Annotated in this window: 25 protein-coding genes; 13 read left to right on the forward strand and 12 right to left on the reverse strand. The window is 64.8% G+C overall.

The window, feature by feature from the left end:
* Positions 1 to 46: 46 nt before the first annotated feature.
* The 4 genes from GB927_RS17695 to GB927_RS17710 are packed head-to-tail and all read right to left on the reverse strand — an operon-like array spanning position 47 to position 3,259.
* Positions 47 to 931, reverse strand: a complete 885-nt coding sequence (locus GB927_RS17695; protein ID WP_256118518.1) for an SMP-30/gluconolactonase/LRE family protein — start codon at positions 929 to 931, stop codon at positions 47 to 49.
* Positions 928 to 1,566: a 2-dehydro-3-deoxy-6-phosphogalactonate aldolase gene (locus GB927_RS17700; protein WP_256118519.1), complete on the reverse strand. Its 639-nt coding sequence runs from the start codon at positions 1,564 to 1,566 to the stop codon at positions 928 to 930. The genes GB927_RS17695 and GB927_RS17700 overlap by 4 nt, the downstream gene beginning before the upstream one ends.
* A gap of 14 nt (positions 1,567 to 1,580) precedes the next feature.
* Positions 1,581 to 2,498, reverse strand: a complete 918-nt coding sequence (locus tag GB927_RS17705; protein ID WP_256118520.1) for a 2-dehydro-3-deoxygalactonokinase — start codon at positions 2,496 to 2,498, stop codon at positions 1,581 to 1,583.
* Positions 2,498 to 3,259, reverse strand: coding sequence for an SDR family NAD(P)-dependent oxidoreductase (locus GB927_RS17710; protein WP_305111790.1), 762 nt, complete (start codon positions 3,257 to 3,259; stop codon positions 2,498 to 2,500). The genes GB927_RS17705 and GB927_RS17710 overlap by 1 nt, the downstream gene beginning before the upstream one ends.
* Positions 3,260 to 3,364: 105 nt before the next feature.
* Here GB927_RS17710 and GB927_RS17715 point away from each other — a divergent pair, with 105 nt between their 5' ends.
* From GB927_RS17715 to GB927_RS17770, 12 genes are all read left to right on the forward strand, one after another.
* Positions 3,365 to 4,159, forward strand: coding sequence for an IclR family transcriptional regulator (locus GB927_RS17715; protein ID WP_256118522.1), 795 nt, complete (start codon positions 3,365 to 3,367; stop codon positions 4,157 to 4,159).
* A 262-nt stretch (positions 4,160 to 4,421) separates the two neighbouring features.
* Positions 4,422 to 5,159 (forward strand): helix-turn-helix transcriptional regulator, encoded by a 738-nt coding sequence (locus GB927_RS17720; RefSeq protein ID WP_256118523.1) that lies wholly within the window; start codon positions 4,422 to 4,424, stop codon positions 5,157 to 5,159.
* Positions 5,160 to 5,243: 84 nt separating this feature from the next.
* Positions 5,244 to 5,987 carry a helix-turn-helix transcriptional regulator gene (locus GB927_RS17725; protein WP_256118524.1) on the forward strand — a complete coding sequence of 248 codons (744 nt, stop codon included), beginning with the start codon at positions 5,244 to 5,246 and terminating at the stop codon, positions 5,985 to 5,987.
* Positions 5,988 to 6,089: 102 nt separating this feature from the next.
* Positions 6,090 to 7,289 carry an Mrp/NBP35 family ATP-binding protein gene (locus GB927_RS17730; protein ID WP_256118525.1) on the forward strand — a complete coding sequence of 400 codons (1,200 nt, stop codon included), beginning with the start codon at positions 6,090 to 6,092 and terminating at the stop codon, positions 7,287 to 7,289.
* Between the two features lie 141 nt (positions 7,290 to 7,430).
* Positions 7,431 to 8,411 carry a magnesium transporter CorA family protein gene (locus GB927_RS17735; protein ID WP_439616554.1) on the forward strand — a complete coding sequence of 327 codons (981 nt, stop codon included), beginning with the start codon at positions 7,431 to 7,433 and terminating at the stop codon, positions 8,409 to 8,411.
* Positions 8,412 to 8,425: 14 nt separating this feature from the next.
* Positions 8,426 to 10,327, forward strand: a complete 1,902-nt coding sequence (locus GB927_RS17740; protein WP_256118526.1) for a potassium transporter Kup — start codon at positions 8,426 to 8,428, stop codon at positions 10,325 to 10,327.
* Positions 10,328 to 10,620: 293 nt separating this feature from the next.
* Complete coding sequence (locus GB927_RS17745) at positions 10,621 to 11,775, forward strand: cell wall hydrolase (RefSeq protein ID WP_256118527.1); 1,155 nt, start codon at positions 10,621 to 10,623, stop codon at positions 11,773 to 11,775.
* Positions 11,776 to 12,046: 271 nt separating this feature from the next.
* Positions 12,047 to 12,442 carry an AtpZ/AtpI family protein gene (locus GB927_RS17750; RefSeq protein WP_256118528.1) on the forward strand — a complete coding sequence of 132 codons (396 nt, stop codon included), beginning with the start codon at positions 12,047 to 12,049 and terminating at the stop codon, positions 12,440 to 12,442.
* A 61-nt stretch (positions 12,443 to 12,503) separates the two neighbouring features.
* Complete coding sequence (locus GB927_RS17755) at positions 12,504 to 13,256, forward strand: F0F1 ATP synthase subunit A (RefSeq protein WP_256118529.1); 753 nt, start codon at positions 12,504 to 12,506, stop codon at positions 13,254 to 13,256.
* Between the two features lie 66 nt (positions 13,257 to 13,322).
* Entirely contained in the window at positions 13,323 to 13,550 is a 228-nt protein-coding gene (locus GB927_RS17760; protein WP_024270186.1) for a F0F1 ATP synthase subunit C, read from the forward strand.
* Between the two features lie 88 nt (positions 13,551 to 13,638).
* Positions 13,639 to 14,292, forward strand: a complete 654-nt coding sequence (locus GB927_RS17765) for a F0F1 ATP synthase subunit B (protein WP_256118530.1) — start codon at positions 13,639 to 13,641, stop codon at positions 14,290 to 14,292.
* Positions 14,293 to 14,302: 10 nt separating this feature from the next.
* Positions 14,303 to 14,788, forward strand: a complete 486-nt coding sequence (locus GB927_RS17770; RefSeq protein ID WP_256118531.1) for a F0F1 ATP synthase subunit B — start codon at positions 14,303 to 14,305, stop codon at positions 14,786 to 14,788.
* Between the two features lie 125 nt (positions 14,789 to 14,913).
* Here the strand turns inward: GB927_RS17770 and GB927_RS17775 are convergent, their stop codons facing one another.
* From GB927_RS17775 to GB927_RS17790, 4 genes are all read right to left on the reverse strand, one after another.
* On the reverse strand, positions 14,914 to 15,090 hold the full coding sequence (locus GB927_RS17775; protein WP_256118532.1) for a hypothetical protein: 177 nt from the start codon (positions 15,088 to 15,090) through the stop codon (positions 14,914 to 14,916).
* Between the two features lie 195 nt (positions 15,091 to 15,285).
* Positions 15,286 to 15,462 carry a hypothetical protein gene (locus GB927_RS17780; protein WP_256118222.1) on the reverse strand — a complete coding sequence of 59 codons (177 nt, stop codon included), beginning with the start codon at positions 15,460 to 15,462 and terminating at the stop codon, positions 15,286 to 15,288.
* Between the two features lie 104 nt (positions 15,463 to 15,566).
* Positions 15,567 to 16,217 carry a ribonuclease HII gene (rnhB, locus tag GB927_RS17785; protein WP_256118533.1) on the reverse strand — a complete coding sequence of 217 codons (651 nt, stop codon included), beginning with the start codon at positions 16,215 to 16,217 and terminating at the stop codon, positions 15,567 to 15,569.
* Positions 16,218 to 16,384: 167 nt separating this feature from the next.
* Entirely contained in the window at positions 16,385 to 17,542 is a 1,158-nt protein-coding gene (locus GB927_RS17790; RefSeq protein WP_256118534.1) for a PA0069 family radical SAM protein, read from the reverse strand.
* Between the two features lie 172 nt (positions 17,543 to 17,714).
* On the opposite strand from GB927_RS17790, the gene GB927_RS17795 reads away from it, so the two are divergent.
* Positions 17,715 to 18,248, forward strand: coding sequence for a glycosyltransferase family protein (locus GB927_RS17795; protein ID WP_256118535.1), 534 nt, complete (start codon positions 17,715 to 17,717; stop codon positions 18,246 to 18,248).
* On the opposite strand, the gene GB927_RS17800 is transcribed toward GB927_RS17795, so the two are convergent.
* The 4 genes from GB927_RS17800 to GB927_RS17815 all read right to left on the reverse strand — a co-directional run bounded on the left by GB927_RS17800 (position 18,245) and on the right by GB927_RS17815 (position 22,608).
* Positions 18,245 to 19,237 carry a calcium-binding protein gene (locus tag GB927_RS17800; RefSeq protein ID WP_256118536.1) on the reverse strand — a complete coding sequence of 331 codons (993 nt, stop codon included), beginning with the start codon at positions 19,235 to 19,237 and terminating at the stop codon, positions 18,245 to 18,247. The genes GB927_RS17795 and GB927_RS17800 overlap by 4 nt on opposite strands.
* Before the next feature lie 78 nt (positions 19,238 to 19,315).
* Positions 19,316 to 19,864, reverse strand: a complete 549-nt coding sequence (gene moaB, locus GB927_RS17805) for a molybdenum cofactor biosynthesis protein B (RefSeq protein WP_256118537.1) — start codon at positions 19,862 to 19,864, stop codon at positions 19,316 to 19,318.
* Positions 19,851 to 20,750 (reverse strand): 4-(cytidine 5'-diphospho)-2-C-methyl-D-erythritol kinase, encoded by a 900-nt coding sequence (locus GB927_RS17810; protein WP_256118538.1) that lies wholly within the window; start codon positions 20,748 to 20,750, stop codon positions 19,851 to 19,853. The genes moaB and GB927_RS17810 overlap by 14 nt, the downstream gene beginning before the upstream one ends.
* Positions 20,751 to 20,754: 4 nt before the next feature.
* The gene (locus GB927_RS17815; RefSeq protein WP_256118540.1) at positions 20,755 to 22,608 is read right to left on the reverse strand and encodes a tetratricopeptide repeat protein; all 1,854 of its coding nucleotides are present in this window, start codon (positions 22,606 to 22,608) and stop codon (positions 20,755 to 20,757) included.
* Positions 22,609 to 22,738 lie beyond the last annotated feature (130 nt).

Raw genomic sequence — 22,738 nt, forward strand, 5'->3', positions numbered from 1 at the left:
GCCGAAGCGGCATCGCTGCGGCGTCGGATAATGCGGCTAAACAAATCTAGAGCAGGAATTTCGGTTCGAATCGCCCCTTTACCGCGATGCCGAGCTCGAAGGTCTGGCCGGCATGCGGATCGGCCAGACGCCGCGCCGCATCGAATCCCGCCCAGGCGGAGGTCACCAGCATGCGGTCGGCCTTGCTGCCGATGAAGGCGGGGCAGGTCGCCTGCGACGCCGGCACCAGATGACGCGCGATCTTCGTCCCGTCGGGCTTGTAGACCTCGACCGCGTTGCCGCCCCAGCGCGCGTTCCAGATGAGGCCGTCCGCATCGCAGACCGAGCCGTCAATGCCGCCGGCGTTAGCGGTTTCATCGCTCAGCACCTCCGGCTGGCCGACGGGCAGGCCGGTCGCCGGGTCGAGCGCCACGCGCATCAGATGATTGACGCCCGTATCCGTGAAATAGCCGATGTTGCCGTCCGGCGAAAAGCAGATGCCGTTGGGAACGGTGATGTCGGAATAGAGCCGTGTGACCTTGTCGCGCGCCACATGATAGATCGCACCGGACCGCTTCTCCTCCTCGCGCCCCATCGTGCCGACCCAGAGCGAACCGGAGGGATGCACGCGCCCATCGTTGGAGCGGTTATGCGCCTTGTCCTCCAGCGTGGTAAAAGGTGTAAGCTTGCCGTCCGCAGTGGCGCGAATGAAGAGGCCCTGGTCGGAAACGATCAGCTGGCGCTCCGCATCGATGACGGCGAGCACGCTGCCGAGGAAAGGCAGGTCGTGCACGACCTTGGTCATGGTCGAAAGGTGCAACTCGTGCAGCTTCTTCCCCTTGATGTCGAACCACAGCGCCTTGTCGGTCGCCGGATCGTAGGTCGGGCCTTCGCCGAGTTCGCTGGCGACGTCGCACAGGATGCGACCGTTAAAGGAATGGGTCTCGGTCATCGGTTTCCTCCATAGACGGCATCATAGGCCTCGATCGTCGCTTTTGCCCGGGCGCGCACCTCGTCGGCGCCCATGCCCACCTTGTAGAGGCTGGAGCCGAGGCCGAAGCTGCGCACGCCGATCGCGGCATAATCGGCAAAGTTCTTCTCCGAAACCCCGCCGACGGCGGCGATTTCCAGTTCGGCCGGCAGCACCGCGCGGATCGCCTGGATGCCGGAAGGGCCGAGCACGCTGGCCGGGAAGAATTTCAGGCCCGTCGCCCCGGCGCGCGCGGCCGCGAGCGCCTCGGTGGGGGTGAAGACGCCCGGCATCGTCACCATGCCCCGGGCGGCGGCGGTGGAAATCACCTCCGGGTCGACATTCGGGCTCACCATCAGCCGCCCGCCGACATAGGCAAGCTTGCCGACATCCTCGACGGTGAGCACCGTGCCGGCGCCGATCAGGCAGCCTTCCGGCGCCATCTTCACGGCGATCTCGATCGACTTGAAGGGCTCGGGCGAGTTCAGCGGGATCTCGATCGCCGTCAGGCCGGTTTCGATCAGGGCGCCGACGACCGCCTCGGTCTCGCTCGGCTTCAGGCCGCGCAGGATGGCGATCAGCGGGTACTTCATCGGGGGGAAGGGAATGCGGGACATCTTGTTTTGCTTTCTCAGAGGGACCAGAGCGCCTTGGCGCCTGCGGCAAGGCCGTGTCGTACGGCCGTGTCCGCGTCGATGATGGAGGGTGTGATGCCGGCGGCGGCAAGCGCTTCCTTGTAGAGCGCGCCAAGCCCGCCCGAGACGACGAGCGCGACCGGCGTGCCGGCGGCGACGAGCGAGAGGGCACCGGCGATCTCCAGGCCGATCAGCGTGCCGGAAAGCCGCGCTTTGGCGTCTTCCGGCGAAAGGCCGGCGATCAGCGAGCCCGCGCGCACGGAAAAGAGCTGGCTGGTGGCGATGGCGGGGTTTGCGACCATGCGGGTCACGGCATCGCGAAACGCGGCACTGCCGCCCGAAATCGCGCCGGCATCGGCGATCGCGTGGCTGAGGATCGTGTGCTTGGCGATGGTCTCGAAAAGCTCGCCGGTCATGAAGGTGGAAAAACCCGGCACCTTGCCGCCGGAGAGGCGCACCCATTTGCTGTGCGTGCCGGGCATGCAGACGAGGTGGTCGCCGCTGCCGAGTTCGCCGGCAGCCCCCAGAAGCTGCGTCTCCTCGCCGCGCATGACGTCGGGTGCCGCGCTATCGCGCTGGGCGAGGCCGGGAAGGATTCGGATATCGGCCTCGGTGCCGGGAATGCGCACGGCGGCAGCGGGAATGGCGGAGAGGGCCGCCGGCGTATCGAGATAACCGGCCTCGACCCAGCCCTGCTTGGCGCCGGCCATGCCGCAGATCAGCACGGGCAGGCCGGCCGGCGCGGCGATTGCCGAGAGGTGGCTTGCCAGCACGTCGGCGAAGCCGGTGCGCGCGGCGGTCGTCATGCCTTCGCCGCTGCGGCGCTCGGCGATCACGCCGCCATCCCGGCCGATGAGCCAGAGGCGGAAGCTGGACGTTCCCCAGTCGACCGCGACATAAGCGGGTTCAGTCATCAGAGCATGCCTCCATCGACGATAAGCGTCTGTGCGGTGATGGCGGCGGAGGCTTCCGACGCCAGGAAAAGACAGGGGCCGACCATGTCGTCGGCCGTCAGGGAGCGCTTCAGGCATTGCCGCTCGATGCCGCCGGCAATCGCCGCCTCGTCGATCCACAGGCGCTTCTGGCGCTCGGTCAACACCATGCCGGGCAGGATGGCGTTGACGCGGATTTTCTCCGGGCCGAGCCGGCCGGCGAGCGACTTGGTGAGGCCGACGATGCCGGCCTTGGCCGCCGCATAACCGGGAAACTCGCCCATGTTCAGCAGGTAGGCGATCGAGGAGAAATTGACGATCGCGCCGCCGCCGGCCTGCCGCATGAACGGGGCGACGGCCTGCGCGGCGAAGAAGTGGGGACGCAGGTTGACCGTCTGGTTGTCGTCCCAATAGTCCGGTTCGACGGTGTCGAGATCATGCCGGTCGTCGCGCGCGGCATTGTTGACGAGCACGCGAATGCCGCCGAGCACCGCCGCCGCCTCGGTGATCGCGCTGCGCAAAGCCGCGATATCGCGCAGGTCCGCCCGTATGAAATGCGGCAGGTGGTCGACCTTGCCGTCAAGATCAGAGACGAGGGCGCGGCTCTCCGCCTCGGCAATGTCGACGAAGGCGACGCGCGCATCTTCGGCGGCAAAACCCGCCACCAGTGCCGCCCCGATGCCCGATCCGCCGCCGGTGATGAAAACGCCCTGTCCTGCGAGGTCCGAATAGCGGCTCGCCATCGTCACGCTCCCGACATAAATTCCATTATTTGGAACTGAGTTTGATTATTCGGAATTATTCCGTTACTATACGCCTCTGTCAAGGGATCGGCGGGAGCTGCGACAATGGAACCGGAACGGCAGGACGAGGGCGGTGCGGCCACCGGCACGCTCGGAAAGGCGATCGCCGTGCTGGAGACGGTGGCGCTTGCCGACCGCCCCATGCGCTTCACCGACGTGCTCGCCGTCAGCGGCCAGCCGCGCGGCACGCTGCACCGCCAGCTTTCCCATCTGGTGCAGGAGGGGCTCCTGGAACTGCGCCCCGACCATTCCTATACGCCCGGCCTGCGCCTGCTGAAACTCGCCTCCGCCAGCTGGGCGCGCAACGAATTCCGCGCCGTCGCCGCGCCCTTTCTCGAAGCGCTGCACCGGGAGACCGGCGAGACCGTGCATCTCGGGGTCCTGCGCGGGCGGGAAATCATCTATCTCGACAAGGTGGAGAGCCGGCAGGCCGTGCGCATGAATTCGCAGATCGGCAACGCCTCGCCGGTCTATTGCACCGGCGTCGGCAAGGCGGCGTTGTCGGTGCTCGATGCGGCCGCGCTCAATGCCATCCTGTCGGGCCTGGAATTCCGCCGCTTTACGCCGCAGACGCTCGCCGACCGAGCGTCGCTTCTCGCCGAACTTTCGGAAATCCGGGCGAGCGGCATAGCCTTCGACCGGGAGGAGCACGAGCCCGGCATCCGCTGCGTCGCAGCCCCGGTCTTCGATGCCGGCCGCGCGCTTTTCGCGGGCGTTTCGGTGACGGGGCCGGCCTATCGGGTCGGGCAGGAGCAGCTCGACGGCTGGGCGCCGCGCGTCAGCCATGCTGCCCGCGCCATCACGGCGGAACTGGCGGCTCGCCTCGGCCCGCAACGGTAGGTCGAGGTTTGAGGTACGTAAATAATGGCATGGTTGTCTTCGACCCCCATTTTACGGTAAATTAGAAAATCGCGCTGGACGCGGGATGGGGGCACCATTAGCTTCCCTCTTGGCCGGCTCAGATTTGCGTCGCTCACCCGCGAACTTGAGGCGCGGTTCATCTTACATACTTGCATTGGGATACGGGGGTTCCTGAAGCAAGCAGTGCATCGTGTCGGCATGTTTTGCCGCACGTTCGCGTGCGTGCTGAAGGAAAATGGATATGGCGGATCGATTTCACACGACATCTGCACAGCTTCGGCATCGCTGGGACGTCAGTCCCTCGACTCTGGGCTCGGAGGAGGATGTTGCCGAGACGCTGGATGGCCTCGCCAAGCATTATGGCTTTCGCAGCTACCTGCTGATCAACGTTCCTTCCGAAACGTCGACCGATTTCTCCTCCAATGTGCTGCTGACGTCCTGGCCGGACGAGATGCTCAAGACATACGACCATGCCGGCCTGATTTTCGGCAGCCCCGTCATTGAGCGACTGCGCCAGAGCACCAACCCTTTCACCTATGATGCGGACCGCACGAACCGTGGGCGGATCGATGGCAAGTCGGCGATTGCAGCTTGCCTCTTCGATCAGCACGGCCTGTCGCGCGGGGCCTATTTCCCGGCGCACAATTCGGCCGGCCTGCGCGGCGCGCTTGCCTTCGGCGGCACGCGCGAAACCCTCAATCCGCGTGAAATGGCCGAGCTCAACGCGGTCGCCAACCTCATCTTCACCGAGGTCGTCGACCTGCGCGCCGGGCGCCGGCAGAACGTCTCTCTCTCGCGCCGCGAGATCGAGTGCCTGTCCTGGGCTTCTGCCGGGAAAACCAGTGTCGAGATGTCGGAAATTCTCGGCCTGTCGGAATATACGGTCAACCACTATCTCAACCGGGCGACGCGCAAGCTTGATGCCGTCAACCGGGTCCAGGCGGTCGCAAAGGCGATCCGCGCCGGACTTTTGAACTGATGCACAAAAAAACCTTGCGATCTTCTGGAACACGTGCGGCTCGGCTCCAGTTGCTCAAGGCTAAGAACAAAATTGCGGGGGACCATGACAGCTGACGAGACAAGCAGTACCGACAACCAGCTACAGGACGAGGGCAGCGACATCGCCGCCCTCGAAACGCAGTTCGATATCGTGCGCTATATGCGGCGCAAGTGCGAGGAATACGGGCTCAAATTCTTCATCGTCTTCAACCTGCCGGGCTTCGAGGCGGAAAAGCTGTCGGCCTATTCCATCGTCAGCAACTGGCCGCAGGAAATTCTCGCCAAATACGATGCCCTGCGCATGGTGCGCCACTCCGCCGGAATCCGGAAGCTGCGGCTCACCACGGTGCCTTTTACGTATGACATGCGCGAATGGATCGGCGAATCCTCCGAGCAGGCGGATTTTACCGAACTGCTCGACATGATGACCAATCACGGCATGCTGGTCGGCCATTTCTTCCCGGTCCACGATGCACTCGGCAATCGCGGCGCGGTCGTCTGGGGCGGCGAGGGCCCAACGCTGGCACGCGACGACCGGCTGATGCTGCAGATGATCTCCGTGCACCTGTTCAACCGCCTGGCCGAGATCGGTGCGGCGTGGAAATCCGGCCAGGTGGTGCTCACCGAACGCGAGATCCAGTGCCTGAGCTGGACGGCGGCGGGCAAGACGAGCCTGGAGATCGCCGAAATCCTCGGCCTTTCCGAGCACACGGTGAACCACTATCTCAACCAGGTCACCCGCAAGCTGGAAGCGGTCAACCGCACCCAGGCGGTGGTCAAGGCGATCCGCCGCGGGCTGATCGCCTGAGCTTTCTGTCACAGGGAAATTCGTTTGGCGATGGCCGTCCCGTACACTATCTACGGGGGCAGGGCTGTGGTTTGACGCCACGACAGGACGATCGAGGGTTTCATGACGGATGTAAGCAAGGAACAGGTGCTGGAACGGTTGCGCACGGTGCGCGGGCCGGAGATGGACGGCAATATCGTCGATCTCGGCCTCGTCTCGGACGTCTTCATCTCCGACGGCAAGGCCTATTTCTCGATCACCGTGCCTGCCGACCGCGCCCGTGAGCTCGATCCGATGCGCGCCGCCGCCGAGCGTGTCGTCAAGGAAATCCCCGGCATCAAGGCCGCCATGGTGGCCTTGACCGCCGACAAGCGCGCTGCCACCGGCCCCGCCGCCACGCGCGCACCCGCCCCGCCGCCGCCGGGCCGCGGCGACTCCGGCCATTCTCATGCGGGCCACTCCCACGCAGGCCATGCCCACGCGGCACCCGCCCAGCCGCAGCAGCGCGCAAAATCTGGCATTCCGGGTGTGGGCGCCATCATCGCGGTTGCCTCCGGCAAGGGCGGCGTCGGCAAGTCGACCACCGCGGTCAACCTGGCGCTCGGGTTCAAGGTCAATGGCCTGCGGGTCGGCATTCTCGATGCCGATATCTACGGCCCCTCCATGCCGAGGCTTCTCCAGATTTCCGGCCGGCCGCAGCAGATCGACGGCCGTATCATCAAGCCGATGGAGAATTACGGCATCAAGGTCATGTCGATGGGCTTCCTCGTCGACGAGGAAGTGGCGATGATCTGGCGCGGGCCGATGATCCAGTCGGCGCTGATGCAGATGCTGCGCGAGGTCGCCTGGGGCGAGCTCGACGTGCTCGTCGTCGACATGCCGCCCGGCACGGGCGATGCCCAGCTCACCATGGCCCAGCAGGTGCCGCTCGCCGGTGCCGTCATCGTCTCGACGCCGCAGGACCTCGCGCTGATCGACGCGCGAAAAGGTCTCAACATGTTCAACAAGGTCGAGGTGCCGGTGCTCGGCATCGTCGAGAACATGAGCTATTTCATCGCGCCCGACACCGGCAACCGCTACGACATCTTCGGCCATGGCGGCGCGCGCAAGGAAGCGGAACGCATCGGCGTGCCCTTCCTCGGCGAGGTGCCGCTGACCATGGATATCCGCGAGACCTCCGATGCCGGCACGCCGGTCGTCGTCTCCAACCCGGACGGTGCGGCGGCAAAGACCTACCGCGCCATCGCCACCCGGGTCTGGGAGGAACTGCAGGCGGTGCAGGGCAAGGGTGGGCGCGGCGCCCCGGCCATCGTCTTCGAATAGGCGAACCTTTCGGTCCCCAACCGCGTTCAGCGCCGTGAGCTTGATTTTTATGTTGCGCCGCGCAATATGCGCGGCCAACCCCGCCACAGGCGGCGTTCAATCAGGAGTGTGAGCGATGGTCCGTTCCGGAGCCATTCGCCGGTGATCACGGTTTTCCGTCCCAACGGCGAGGCATGCACCCTGCCGGCGGAAAGCGATTCCGCCGCCGCCGAGATTCTCGATCGTGCCGTGTGGGTGGACCTCATGGAGCCGACCCGCGACGACGAGGCGCTGATCGAGCGGGCGCTCAGGATCGACGTGCCCACCCGCGACGAACTCAAGGACATCGAGCCGTCGAGCCGCCTCTACACCGACGGCAACGCGACCTACATGACCGCCTCGCTGATGGTGAAGGCCGAAAGCGACCTGCCGCACCTGACCGACGTCGCCTTCATCCTGACGTCGGACAGGCTTTTGACCGTGCGTTATGCCGAGCCGCGCTCGTTCTCGCTGTTCAAGGCCGGCATGCACCGCATCCCGGGCGGCTGTGCCTCGCCGACCGTGCTGATCACGCGGCTTCTCGAAACCATCGCCGACCGCACCGCCGAAATCCTGGAGATCGCGGTCGGTCGTGCCGACAAGCTCTCGCTGGAGGTTTTCGGCAACCACCATCTCAGCCGTCGCCCGGCGCACTACCTGGAAGACCGCGTCGTGCAGGTCTCCGCGCTGCACCGGCTTGTGGCCAAGGCGCGCGACAGCCTCATGTCGCTCTCACGCATGCTGACCTTCCTGCATGGCGTGCCGGCGCTGCAATCCGACCGCGAGAGCCTCGAACTCTGCCGCACGGTGACGCGGGACGTGCAGTCGTTGTCCGAACATGCAAGCTTCGTCGCCGGCAACATCACCTTCCTGCTCGATGCCTCGCTTGGCCTCATCAATCTCGAGCAGAACGCCATCATCAAGATCTTCTCGATCGCCTCCGTCGTGCTGCTCCCGCCGACGCTGATCGCCTCGACCTACGGCATGAACTTTGAATTCATGCCAGAACTGCACATTGCCTATGCCTACCCGCTGACGCTGGCGGCCATGCTGCTGTCGGCCATCCTCCCGTTCTTCTTCTTTCGCTGGAAAGGCTGGCTCTAGAGCCTGATCGCCCCATGCACGAACACGCCGGTAGCGCCCCGCATTCCCACAACAGGGCGCGCACATTGTTCCTTCTCGCCCTCGGCTCCGTTGGCGTCGTCTATGGCGATATCGGGACGAGCCCGCTTTACGCCTTCCGTGAGGCGCTCCGCCCGGTCGCCGACGACGGCGTCACGCGCGTCGAGGTGATCGGCCTGATCTCGCTGATGATCTGGACGCTGACGATCATCGTCACGCTGAAATACGTGCTCTTCCTGCTGCGCGCCGACAACCATGGCGAGGGCGGCACGCTCTCGCTTCTGGCGCTGCTGATGAAAACGGCGGGCCGCCGCGCCACCGTGCTGTTCTTCATGGGGGCGGCCGGCGCCGCACTCTTCATCGGCGATGCGATGATCACGCCGGCGCTCTCGGTTCTCTCGGCCGTCGAGGGCCTGAAGCTGGTGACGCCGACGCTCGGCGACTATGTCGTGCCGATTTCCGTGGTCATCCTCGTGCTGCTCTTTGCCGTGCAGTCATGGGGCACGGCCGCCGTGTCGCGGTTCTTCGGGCCGATCACCGCGGTCTGGTTCATCGTCATGGGCGTCGCCGGCATCAACCATATCAGTGACGACCTCGGCATCCTGGCCGCCTTCAATCCCTATTACGCCGTGCTCTTCATGTATAATGAGGGTTATGTCGGCCTCGTCGTGCTGGGCGCGGTCTTCCTGACCGTCACCGGCGCGGAAGCGCTCTACGCCGACCTCGGCCATTTCGGCCGCCGTCCGATCCAGTGGGCCTGGTTCTGTCTGGTCTTCCCGGCGCTGACGCTGAATTATCTCGGCCAGGGCGCGCTGGTGCTGGCGCATCCCGAGACGATCGAGAATCCGTTCTTCCTGATGTTCCCGAATTGGGCGCTGCTGCCCGTCGTCATCCTGGCGACGGCGGCCACCATCATCGCCAGCCAGGCGGTCATCACCGGCGCCTTTTCGCTGACCCGCCAGGCAATCCATCTCGGCTTCCTGCCGCGCATGGAAATCTTCCACACATCCGAAACCCAGACCGGCCAGATTTACCTGCCGGGCGTCAACACGGTGCTGCTGTTCGGCGTGATGATGCTGGTCTTCATTTTCGGTTCGTCCGAGGCGCTCGCGACCGCCTACGGCATCTCGGTCACCGGCGCGATGGTGGTGACGACCGTGCTCGCCTTCGAATTCCTTCGCAAACGCTGGCGCTGGTCGCTGCTGGCCACCGTCGCCGTGCTGCTGCCGCTCTTCCTGCTCGAATTGACCTTCCTCGGCGCAAACCTGCTCAAGGTGCATGACGGCGGCTATGTGCCGGTGGCCATCGCCGGTGCCGTCGTGGTGCTGATGTGGACCTGGACGCGCGGCACCCGCATCCTGCGCGACAAGACACGGCGCATCGAGGTGCCGCTGCCGGCCTTCGTAAAGTCGGTTGAGAAGCAGAGCGCGCATGCGCCGGTGCAGGTCACCGGCACGGCGATCTTCCTGACCAGCGATCCGGATTTTGCGCCCGCGGCGCTGCTGCACAACATCAAGCACAATCACGTCCTGCACGAGCAGAACTTCATCCTGACCGTCAAGACGTCCAACACGCCGCGCGTCATCCCCGCCGAGCGATTCTCGGTGGAGCGGATTTCCGACCGATTCTCGCGGATCGAGATGCGCTTCGGTTTCATGGAGACGCAGAACGTCTCGCACGCGCTCGGCCTTATGCGAAAGGCGGGGCACAAGTTCGACATCATGTCGACCTCATTCTATCTCGGCCGCCGCAAGCTGGTCCCGGATGCCGAATCGGGCATGCCGATGTGGCAGGACCGGCTGTTCATCGGCCTCGCCAATATCGCGACCGACCCCTCCGATTACTTCCGCCTGCCGACCAATCGCGTCGTCGAGCTTGGCTCGCACGTCGTCATCTGACGAAAATGTGAAGGGGAGGTGACTGGCCTCCCCAATGCGGTTTATCAGCATTAACCAAGCATCAAGGTTAATGCTTCATTTTACCCTGACAACGAGCCGCTTCGGGCCCGTGCTTCGGCGCGGCAGGGCTCCCATACAGTCAGTTTCGGGCAGGAAGACACGCCATCGCATAGTGGCGGCGTGCCTGCGCATGCGTGCGGAGTAAAAAGTTGCGTAAGCGTAGCATTCGTCATGCAGGGGCAGGGCGCTTCCTGGCCTTTCTGCGGCAGTTCCGGCAAGGATGCACAGCGGAATTGCGTGAGACCCTTGCGAAGCGGGAATGGAAGATCCCGCTCGTTGTCGGCCTCGGCATCGTCGCCGGCTTTCCCACCCAGGCGGCCCATACGGACCTCGCCACCTACCTTTCCGGCCTCAACCGCAAGGGCGGCAACCAGACCATGGTGCTGACCCGCTCGCCCGCCGGCTCCATCCACGAAGTCGAGATCGCCTTTGCCGACGCCATGACCACCGGCGGCATCGAGAGCGGCGCCGGCGTGGAATTGCCGGGCGGCGTCAAGGCCGCGCTGCGCAGCGAGCACAAGGGCAAGGGCGGCATTCCCGACGAGGACCGCGTCAACCGCCGCGACAAGAAGGGCCGCATCATCGCCGTCCTGCCGGTCACGCCGCCGAAGGGCTTTACCGCCGGCTCCATCCTGGAGCGCACCAGCGCGATCTTCTCGCCGGTCTTCGACACCGGCGAGCGCATGGCCTTCGCCAAGCCGCAGATCAAGGGCAAGGAAATCGAGATCGCCACGGCCTTCTACAAGAAGAAGCCGGTCCATAAGGACGAGGGCCTCTCGCCGATGATCGCAAGCCTCGTCACCAGCGACAAGGCCGACATCCTCGCCACCGCCTATGCCCGCGTCGAGCCGGATTACGCCCGGGAATCACCCTTCGATTCGATCCTGAAGCCGAACAAGGAGCTTGGTCGCTTCATCCCCGACATCTCTCCGGAAGACCACGCCTGGGCCGCGACCCCGCTGCCGGCCGGGGTCTTCACCGCCAAGGAACAGAAATGCCTCGCCGAAGGCATCTATTTCGAGGCGCGCGGCGAGGAGGTGAAGGGCCAGGCCGCCGTGGCGCAGGTCATCCTTAACCGCGTGCGCAACCCAACCTATCCGAACACCATCTGCGGCGTCGTCTACCAGAATGAAAACTGGCGCAACCGCTGCCAGTTCTCTTTTGCCTGCGACCGCATTCCCGACCTGATTCTCGCCCCCTGGCACTGGAAGACCGCCAAGGAGATCGCCATGGCGGTCACCGCGGGCAAGATCTGGCTCGACGACGTCGGCTCAGCCACGCACTACCACGCGACCTATGTGAAGCCGCCGTGGGGGCGCACCATGAAGCGGGTCGCCAAGATCGGCCAGCACATCTTCTACCGCACCTATGGCGGCGGCTGGAGTTGAGGGGCGCGCTGTCGCGGCTGCAGGTGAGTCCGCGCGCAAGCGGAAACGATTCCCGGGACGATCGGTCGCGCCTCCGGCGTGAATCCCGATAATTTATTGATTTTCTTCAATATATTTGCTGTGGCGCAAAGCTTCGCCATGCCTTGACTATGCTGGCACCTAAAACTATGTTGCGGCCGACTTCGAAAGGGGTCGGATATGGCTTGAATCCTAGCCTTCAATATGTCCGCAATGGGGCGAAAGCTCCGGCGGGAACGAACGGGAGGACGCCATGACCGATCAGCAAAAGGGAAGTCTGGAAGACCGGCTGAAGCGCCTGGACGCGGAACTCGCGGAACGGCGCAAGGACGACGGGGTGGAACAGGCCGCCGAGGCACGGGCATCCGAGAGCCGCAAGGGCTACGCGGTGGCCATGAAGCTCTCGAGCGAGTTCGTTGCTGCCGTCATCGTCGGGGCGCTTCTGGGCTATCTTTTGGACCATTTTGCAGGTACAGGGCCGTGGGGGATGATCGTTCTTCTGCTCCTCGGCTTCTGCGCCGGCGTTCTGAACGTCATGCGCGCGGCTGGCATGGTGGCATCGCCCCATCCGGTCGACAGGCTGGCCGGGCGCGATCCCGGTAAGGCCGGGAGCGGGCGGAAAGAAACCGAGACGAAGGATGGCGCCTGAGGGTGCGGTCCACTTAATGGGTGACTTCCGCCGCAAGGCGGGCAAGCGAGAGAGATAAGCGGTGTCCAACGATCCGACCCATCAGTTCCTGGTCAACAAGATTGTTCCGATCGAAATCGGCGGTATCGATTTCTCGTTCACCAATGCCTCGCTCTTCATGGTCGCCACCGTCGCGGTCGCCACGGGCTTCCTCTACTTCACGACCGGCCAGCGCGGCCTGGTCCCGAGCCGCATGCAGTCGGTCTCGGAAATGTCCTACGAGTTCATCGCCTCGATGCTCCGGGAAGGGGCGGGCAGCCACGGGATGAAGTTCTTCCCGTTCGTCTTCTCGCTCTTCATGTTCGTGCTGACGGCAAACCTGCTCGGCATGATGCCCTACTTCTTCACCGTCACGAGCCAGATCATCGTCACGTTTGCGCTGGCGCTGCTCGTCATCGGCACGGTCGTCGTTTACGGCTTCTACAAGCACGGTTTCGGCTTCCTCAAGCTCTTCGTGCCGTCGGGCGTTCCCGGCGCGCTCCTGCCGCTGGTCGTCTCGATCGAGGTCATCTCGTTCCTCTCGCGTCCGATCAGCCTCTCGATCCGTCTTTTCGCCAACATGCTGGCGGGTCACATCACGCTGAAGGTCTTCGCCGGCTTCGTCACTTCGCTCAGCGCCCTTGGCGCCGTCGGTGTGGTCGGCTCGATCCTGCCCCTTCTCATGACCGTCGCCCTGACCGGTCTCGAATTCCTCGTGTCGTTCCTGCAGGCCTACGTCTTCGCAGTTCTGACATGCATGTACCTCAACGATGCCGTGCATCCGGGTGGTCACTAAGGAAACAGTCGCCGGCGCCTTCGGGCGTCGCTCATAAGCCGCAACAACCCATTCAAGGAGTTCATCATGGAAGCGGAAGCAGCAAAGTTCATCGGCGCAGGTCTTGCCACGTTCGGTCTCGCCGGCACGGCTCTCGGCCTCGGCAACATCTTCGGCAACTACCTTGCCGGCGCTCTGCGCAATCCGTCTGCCGCTGACAGCCAGTTCGGCCGTCTCGTATTCGGCTTCGCCGTTACGGAAGCTCTGGGCATCTTCTCGCTGCTCATCGCTCTCCTCCTCCTCTTCGCCGTCTGATATCGGCCGAGGACTGGACCATGGCCCTTGCGGGCCGTGGTCCATCGTACGTTTCGTACATGATTGAGAATGCCCCCTGGAGGTCAGCATGTCTGTGACCTTGGCATCGGCCGAGTCCACCCCTTTCGAAATCGCCCAGGCGGCAACCTCTGCGGAAACGCATGAGACCCCTGCGGATGCGCATGCGGCTCAGCCGGCAGGCGAAACGCACACCGAAACGGGTGTGGCCCATGGCGACGAACACGCCACCGGCGTCTTCCCGCCTTTCGACCAGACCACGTTCGCATCGCAGCTCCTGTGGCTGGCGATCACCTTCGGTCTGTTCTACCTTCTCATGTCGAAGGTCGTCATTCCGCGCATCGGCTCTATCCTCGAGACCCGCCATGACCGCATCGCGCAGGATCTCGACGAAGCCTCGCGCCTGAAGGCCGAAGCGGATGCTGCGATCGCTGCCTACGAGCAGGATCTCGCCACCGCCCGCGCCAAGGGCAATGCGATCGCCTCGACCGCCCGCGACGAAGCCAAGGCCAAGGCCGACGCCGAGCGCGCCAAGATCGAAGCCTCGCTGCAGGAAAAGATCGCCGGTGCCGAAACCCGCATCGCCGAAATCAAGGCCAAGGCGCTCGCCGATGTCGGCGCCATCGCCGAGGAAACCACGGCAGCCGTGGTCGAGCAGCTGATCGGCGCCAAGGCTACCAAGGCCGAAGTCGCGTCGGCCGTCAAATCGGCCGCAGGCGAATAAGGAGCATCCCATGGCATTCGACGCAACATTCTATGCCTTTGTCGGCCTCCTGCTGTTCCTGGCCCTCATCGCCTACCTCAAGGTTCCGGGCATGATGGCCAAGGGCCTCGACGCCCGCGCGGAAAAGATCCAGAACGAGCTGGCGGAAGCCAAGCGCCTTCGCGAGGAAGCCCAGCACCTGCTCGCCGAATACCAGCGCAAGCGCAAGGATGCCGAGGCGGAAGCCGCCAGCATCGTCGCCGCCGCTGAACGCGAAGCGAGCCTTTTGACCGCGGAAGCCAAGCAGAAGACCGAGGAATACGTCGCCCGCCGCACGGTGCTCTCCGAGCAGAAGATCAAGCAGGCGGAAGCCGACGCGATCAACGCCGTGCGCGCCGCCGCCGTCGACCTCGCAGTCGCTGCCGCCGAAAAGGTCATCGCCGCCAAGGCCGATGCCGCCACCGGCAAGGCACTCTTCGACAACGCCATCAGCGAAGTAAAGACCCGCCTCAACTGAGGTCTTTTCATAGCATGAGTTGAAAAAGGCCGGAGCGATCCGGCCTTTTTGCTTTTTGGCGGACGGCAAAAGACCCGGATGCAGGGGAACATCCTGGCCTTCGGGGAGGTCAGTGGGCGTGACGCTTACTTGCAGATCTTGATCTTCTTGACGATCAGGTTGCCGTAGTAGTCGTAGGAATGAATCTTCTTGATAAAGCAATGCGGCTTGTAGCCGTAGCTGTAGTAACCGGCCTGCGACGGGGCGGCGAAGGAAACAGCGGCGACGAGGGCGACGGTGGCGGAAACGATGATCTTGCGCATGGGGGTCTCTCCTGATCTCTGGTTGGGGATGATCCTCTCTCATCCAGTGATCAGACTTTCCCATATCGCTTGGCCGCCCGCTGTTCCGGATGGAACAGGGCCGGAGCGATCCGGCCGTTTGCTTTTTGGCGGACGGCAAAAGGCCCGGATGCAGGGGAACATCCGGGCCTTCGGGGAGGTCAGCGAGGGTGACGCTTACTTGCAGATCTTGATCTTCTTGACGATCAGGTTGCCGTAGTAGTCGTAGGAATGGATCTTCTTGACGAAGCAATGCGGCTTGTAGCCGTAGCTGTAGTAGCCGGCCTGCGACGGGGCGGCGAAGGAAACGGCGGCGACGAGGGCGATGGTGGCGGAAACGATGATCTTGCGCATGGGGGTCTCTCCTGATCTCTGTGAGGGATGAGCCTCTCTCATCCAGTGATCAGACTTTCCCATATCGCTGAGATGCGCGCTGTTCCGGATGGAACAGGGGTGGACTATTCCTGCTTCAGCGGGCGAAAACTCATGCGGTGCAGGCGGCAGGGGCCGATGGCCTGGATGGCCTTGCGGTGGACCTCGGTCGCATAGCCGGCGTGGAGGGCGAAGCCGTAGCCGGGGAAGGTGGCTTCCGCACGCGCCATCATGCGGTCGCGCATGACCTTGGCGACGATCGAGGCGGCGGCGATGGAAACCGAGCGGGCGTCGCCCTTGACGACGGCGCGGCCTTCGCAGGCAAGGCCGGGCGGCACGTCGCGGCCGTCGGCCAGAACCAGCTTGGGTGCGACTTCGAGCCCGGCGACGGCGCGGCGCATGGCATCGAGGCTTGCCTTGCGGATGTCGATGACATCGATGCGCCGCGAACAGCTGGAGGCGACGGAGACGAAGGCCGATTGCATGATGAGCGTGAAGAGCTGCTCGCGCTTCGCGGCGCTCAGCTGCTTGGAATCGTTCAGCCCCTCCGGAATATTATCCGGATCCAGCACCACGGCCGCCGCGACGACGGGGCCGGCGAGCGGACCGCGGCCCGCCTCGTCCGTGCCGGCGACCGGCCAGAGGCCGCGCTTGCGGGCGGCAAGCTCCATCAGGAAATCCGGCCCTTCGGGCAGGTCGAAAAGAAGGCGGGAATCGGAGGATGCGGGACGGGACATGCGGCGAACCTCGCACATCCGTCCGATTCCCTGCAAGTCCCCCGGCAGGAGGCGGATGCCGGAGGAGCAACCGGCACGCCCGGGGAAGACGGGCCGGAAGATGATGCCGGGCGCGAACGCCCGGTCGAATGTCGTTTTCGCGCGACCCGGGACCGCCCGGGGTACAGCTAAAGCAGCGAAAGCTGCACGCCGCTGCCCGAAGGTGGCACGAACTGGTCGCTGGCGAGGCTGCGGCGGGTGCGGGTCAACTCCAGCCGCTTGGCCGCCATCTCGAAGCGGCGGGCGATCTGCCAGGCATAGGGACCGGCGCCCTTCATGCGCTTGCCGAATTCCGCGTCGTAATCCTTGCCGCCGCGCATGGAGCGCACCAGCGACATGACGTGGCGGTAGCGATCCGGATAATGGCGCAGCAGCCAGTCACGGAAGAGCGGGCTTACTTCCAGTGGCAGGCGGAGCAGCACATAGCTCGCCTCGCAGGCACCGGCCGCCTTGCCCGAATCGAGCACGCGCTCGATCTCGTGGTCGTTGAGGCCTGGAATGATCGGCGCCATCATGATGGCGACGGGGATGCCGGCCTCCGACAGCGCACGAATGGCTTCCAGCCGGCGCGGCGGGGTCGCGGCGCGCGGCTCCATGGTGCGCGCCAGCTTTCGGTCGAGCGTGGTGACCGATATGCCGGCCCAGGCAAGCCCGCGCGCCGCCATGCGGCCGAGGATGTCGATGTCGCGCATGACGAGCGCCGACTTGGTGACGATCGACACCGGATGATTGGCGGCATCCAGCACTTCGAGGATTTGGCGCATGATGCGCCATTCCTTCTCGATCGGCTGGTACGGATCGGTGTTGGTGCCGATCGCGATGACCCGCGGCTTGTAGCCGGGCTTGGAAAGCTCGCGCTCCAGCAGTTTCGGCGCATCCGGCTTGGCAAACAGCTTCGCCTCGAAATCGAGGCCGGCGGAGAGGCCCATGAAGGCATGGGTCGGCCGGGCGAAACAATAGATGCAGCCGTGCTCGCAGCCGCGATAGGGATTGATCGAGCGGTCGAAGGGGATATCGGGCGAATCGTTGCTGGTGATGATGGTGCGCGGCTTTTCCACCTGCACCTCGGTGCGGAAGGGCGGAAGCTCCTCCAGCGTCTGCCAGCCGTCGTCGACCGTCTCGCGCGTCACCGGCTCGAACCGGCCGGTGAAGTTGAGCCCGGCCCCGCGGCCGCGCCGGCGGTCTCCATCGACGCGCATGCCCGTCTGTGCCATCAGCGCCTCGGCAACGTCTTTCGTGTGGCCGGGCGCGAGGGCGCCCTGCCTGAGATCGGCAAGATCGTTCATGGCTGTCTCCGGCGGGGCAGACCCCCGTTCCAATGACTATATTCCTATCGCCGAAACGAGAACAATGCAAGAACAAAATTCCCCGCGCCGCTAACCATGCTTTCTAACCATGCCGGAACATGGCGGGGCGGGGGCGGTGGAAATCCATGCTGCAATGCGGTATTGCAAAGGAATGCTGACAATCATCCTGGAATGCCGCGACAACGAGGCCGAGCTTGCGCAGACGTTGTCGGCGCTGGTGACGGGCGCCGTGCAGGGCATCGTGCGCGACGTGATCGTGCTCGACCACGGCTCGCGCGACGGCTCGGCCAAGGTGGCGGATGCGGCTGGCTGCCGGTTCCTGACGAGCTGGGACATGAAGGATGTCGTGCGCTCGGCGCGCGGCGACTGGCTGCTGCTGCTGGAGCCGGGCGCGCGCCCGCTGGCGGGCTGGGTCGATGCCATCGTCGACCATGTGTCGATCAACAAGAACCCGGCGCGTTTTCTCGGCTCGCGCAACCATCGCCGGCCGTTCTTCAAGCGGTTTGTGCGCCGCGCCGCGCCGCTGGAACAGGGGTATCTCGTCAGCAAGCGCCAGGCATCGGCGACCGTGCGCACCGGCATGGCGCTCGCCGACATGGCGGGCCGCTCCGGCGTGCGAAAGCTGGTCGCCGAGATCGTGCCCGCCTGGGCGGTGAAGGCCATGCGGGCCGAGAGCGTGGATTAAAGCAGGAAGTCGCTGCGGAAGAGGCCGTCCAGCCCGCGGACCTCGATCTCGAAATCGGCCTGGCCGTCGCCGTTGACGTCGCCGGACACCACACCACCCTGGACGCGAAGCTCGCCGGCATTGCCGGAAAAGTCGTTGCCGCCGATGAAGGCGAAGGCCTGGTTGCCGCCGCGGCCGGCATTGGCGTCGATGTCGCGCAGGTCGACCTTGTCGCCTTCGCCGCCGGTGAAATCGAGGATGACGTCGCGTCGCGCGCCCACCGCCGATTCGAAGACACCGTTGAAGTCGAAGCGGTCGGCGCCGCTGTCGCCCTGCAGCAGGTCCATGCCGCGGCCGCCGGTAAGCACGTCGTTGCCGCCGCGCCCGGCGATCTGGTCGTCGCCACCAAGGCCCTTCAGGAGGTTCGAGACGCTGGAGCCGAAGAGAATGTCGCCGGCATTGGTGCCCTCGGCATTCTCGATGCTGATCAGGCGCTCGAAGCGGTTGGAGCCGGTCTGCGCCAGGCCATTGCCGAGATCGATGCCGACGCCGGTTCCGCCGACCACATTGTCGTCGTCGCGCGGGAGGTAGCTGATCGAATCGACGCCCGAGCCGCCATGAAAGGTGTTCTGCTCGCCGACGGAGAAGAAGCGGTCGTTGCCGCCCTCGCCGAAATAGCTGCTCTTGAAGGTGCTGACGGCGATCTTGTCGTTGCCGGCGCCGGCCTTGACGATGTCGGCGCGCTCGTTGACGAAGGAGCCGAAGCCCGTGCCGACATAAGTGTCGTTGCCCGCACCGAGCAGGATGACGCTGCCGTCTTCCTTCATGTTGACGACGCTGTCGTTTCCGGCGCCGGCATCCACCTGGTTGCGGCCGCCGAAATCGTCGGTGCGGTTGAGGATGATGGTGTCGTTGCCGCCGCGCGCAAAAATCGTCACTTCGACATTGTTGAAGCTGCTGCCCTGTACGAAGCGGTCTGCGCGGTTGGTGCCGTTAATCGTGCGTCCCATTGTTCTCTCCTCAACTCTTCGATTGCTGGGAAAGTCATAGGTGGCGATGCGGGCGCGCGCAGTCTCCTAAGGAACAGGTCAGCCGGCGGTGCGCCTCAGGTGTTCGTCGAGGCGCGGCATGATTTCCACGAAGTTGCAGGGCATGTGGCGATAGTCGAGCTGCGCCTTCAAAATGCCGTCCCAGGCATCCTTGCAGGCGCCGGGCGAGCCCGGCAGCACGAAGATGAAGGTGGCGTTCGCGACGCCGCCGGTCGCGCGCGACTGGATCGTCGAGGTGCCGATCTTGTCATAGGAGATGCGGTGGAAGACTTCGGAAAAGCCGTCCATGCGCTTTTCGAAGATCGGCTCCAGCGCCTCCGGCGTCACGTCGCGGCCGGTAAAACCCGTGCCGCCGGTGGTGATGACGACGTCGATCGCCTCGTCGCGCGTCCAGGCCTCCACCGTCGCACGGATCGCCGCGACGTCGTCCGTCACGATGGCGCGGGCGGCGAGCCGGTGGCCGGCTTCGGCGATGCGGGCGACGAGCGTATCTCCGGAGCGGTCCGTTTCGGGCGTGCGCGTGTCGGAGACGGTAAGCACGGCGATGCCGACCGGGATGAAAGGCCTTGTCTCGTCAATGCGTGCCATGGGTTGCTCCAATCGTGCGGGTCGCCACGAAGAACCAGTGCGGGTGCTGCCTGCCAAGATCGGCGGCTGCGGCTTGGGCGGCGTCATCCGATTTGTATAGCGCGAAGCATGTCGCGCCGGAACCGGACATGCGCACGAGATCCGCGCCGGTGGCCGAGAGGCTCTCCGAAAGAGCGGCGATGTCGGGGCAGAGCTGCCGGGCAGGGGGTTCGAGGTCGTTGCGCAGCCGCGAAAGCAGGCTCACCCAGCCTTCACGGCCGGTGACGGGAACGAAGGGTTGATTGTGCTTGGAGGCGAGCGCCTTGAAGACCGCCGGCGTCGAAACGCCGACCATGGGATTGGCGAGCACCATCGGCATGGATGGCATGGTCAGCGGCGTGATGCTGTCCCCTACGCCGCGGGCCATCAGCGGCTGGCCGACAAGGCACATCGGCACATCTGCGCCGAGGCCGATGGCGATGGCGTCGCGCTCGTCCTTCGGCAGGTCCGCCTGCCAGAGTGCCAGAAGCCCGCGCAGGGTCGCCGCCGCGTCCGCCGATCCGCCGCCGATGCCCGATGCGATGGGCAGGTTCTTTTCAAGGTGGATGTGCACGGGCGGGGCGGACTGCCCATGCTTCGCCAGCGCGGCCCGCAGCCGGTCGCGTGCGCGGGTGACGAGGTTGTCGCCATCGGCCGCAAGTGCCTCGGCAAAGCGGCCGGATAGCGTGAAGAGATCCTCTGCCGCCGGCGACAGGCCGATGCGGTCGCCATAGGCGGTGAAGGTCACGAGGCTTTCGAGGAGATGATAACCATCCTCGCGCTGGCCGACGATGGCGAGCGCGAGGTTGATCTTGGCAGGCGCCCGTTCAAGGACGGCGAAGCCCGAGAGCGGGTCGGCGTCAGGCATGCGGTCAGGACTTGCGGTCGACCGCCGTGCCTTCCGGCGAGGGGTTCTGCACCGGCTTTTCGTCCTTGGCTTCCGCCGAGGCCGGCTCGGTCTTCTTGAGTTCCGGCAGGCCGTTTTCGATCTTCAGCTTGATCTTCGGGATTTCCGCCTCTTCCGGCTTCAGGCCGAGCGCGCGGTTCCACTGGAAGGTGGCTTCCAGCTTGCGGCCGACGCGCCAGTAGGCATCACCCAGATGGTCGTTGATCGTCGGGTCGCCGGCCTTCAGCTCCGCCGCACGCTCCAGTTCCGCCACGGCGTCGGTAAAGCGGTTGAGGCGATAATAGGCCCAGCCGAGCGAGTCGACGATATAGCCGTCGTCAGGCTTGATGCTGACGGCGCGGCGGATCATGTCCAGCCCCTCGTCGAGGTTGATGTTCATGTCGACCCAGGAATAACCAAGATAGTTCAGCACCTGCGGCTGTTCCGGGTTGAGCTCCAGCGCCTTGCGGAAGTTCGGCTCGGCCTTTTCCCATTCCTTCAGCCGCTCATAGGCGATGGCGCGCTGGAAGAAGACGCTCCAGTGGTTGCGCGTCGGCACCGGGCCGATGGCCTCGACCGCGCGGTCATAGAGCGCCGCCATGTCCTTGTAATCCTTGGCGTCCGACAGCACGCTGCCGAGCGCCAGATAGCTGCGGAGATCCGACGGGTCGGCCTCGATCAGCTCCTGGAGGTGCTTCTTGGCTTCCGGCACCTTGCCGGTATCGGCGAGGTTGAGGCCGAGCTGCAATTCGGAAATGCGCCGCATCGGCGACTTTTCCGGCACGGCGCGGTAATATTCGATCGCGCGTTCCGGCTTCTTCTGGTTTTCGGCAAGCCCACCGAGCAGCACCAGCATGTCGTCGCTATCCGGGTCGAGCGCGCGCGCCGCCTGCATATAGAGCGAGACGATGTCTTCCGCGCCTTCGCGGTTCAGCGCCCCGCCGATCGAGAACAGCACCGCAGCGGCGCCTTGGGCTGCCGTGCGCACCTGCTGTTCCTGCTTTTCGCCGGCCTCGATGCTCTGGCGCAGCGCCTTCAGCGGCGCGTAGCTGGTGATGAAGCTGTCACCGACCGAAATCGCATCGAGCGCCTTCTGCTTGTTGCCCTCGTGGGCCTCAAGCCGAGCAAGCGCCATGACGGCGCGGATGAACGTGTCCGGCGCGGCGCTGGCGCCATTGCGGTCGAGGACTGCATCGTTGAGGCGGGCGCGGGCCGTCGCCTTGTCGCCGGCCGCGGCGGCGAGCGCGCCGGCATGGTAGTTCTTGAAGATGGCGAGCCATTCCGGCCCGTCCATGCTGGAGATCAGCTTGATGGCGTCCTTCGACTTGCCGTCGCCGAACTTCGCCCAGGCGAGCAGCAGGTCGTTCATCATGCGGTCCAGATCGTTCGGACCGTTATAGACGAGGATCTTTTCAGCACTCTTGTATTCGCGCTTGCGGATCGCCTCCATGCCGCGCACCACGGCGGTGATGCGCTCGACGGCCGGGTCGTTGCGCAGCGCATCGGCGAGCTTCACGCCTTCCTCGAAGTCGCCGTTCATCAGCTGCGTCACCATCAGGCGCTGCTTGACGTCGGTGTTGGTGGCGTCGAACTGCAGCGCGATCTTGTAGAGCGCGACGGCGGTTTCGTAGTCCTTGTCGAAATCCGCCGTGCGGGCGGCCAGGAACGCGCCGGAGAAGGTGTTGACGCTCAAGGGATCGAACGGCGTGTCTTCGGCGGCTGCCGCTGCGGGCTTGTCCTCCGCATAGGCCGCCTGGGGGCCGGCCAGGGGACCGGCAAGCACGATGCTGGCCGCTATCGCCACGCCGGAGAGAAGCCGAAGGAGAAGGGAATGCCGCATCAAAATGCCTTTCGCCAGAAAGTGTAGAGTTCGCCCCGGAGGCCGGTCGCGCCAAATCCGGCCACGATCAGGCCCAAATCAGTCACGGACTCATGACGGTAGAGAATGGCTTTTTTGGCGCGGTGCGGCA

Source organism: Shinella lacus, assembly GCF_010994755.1.
In the GTDB taxonomy this organism is placed as follows: Bacteria; Pseudomonadota; Alphaproteobacteria; order Rhizobiales; family Rhizobiaceae; genus Shinella; species Shinella lacus.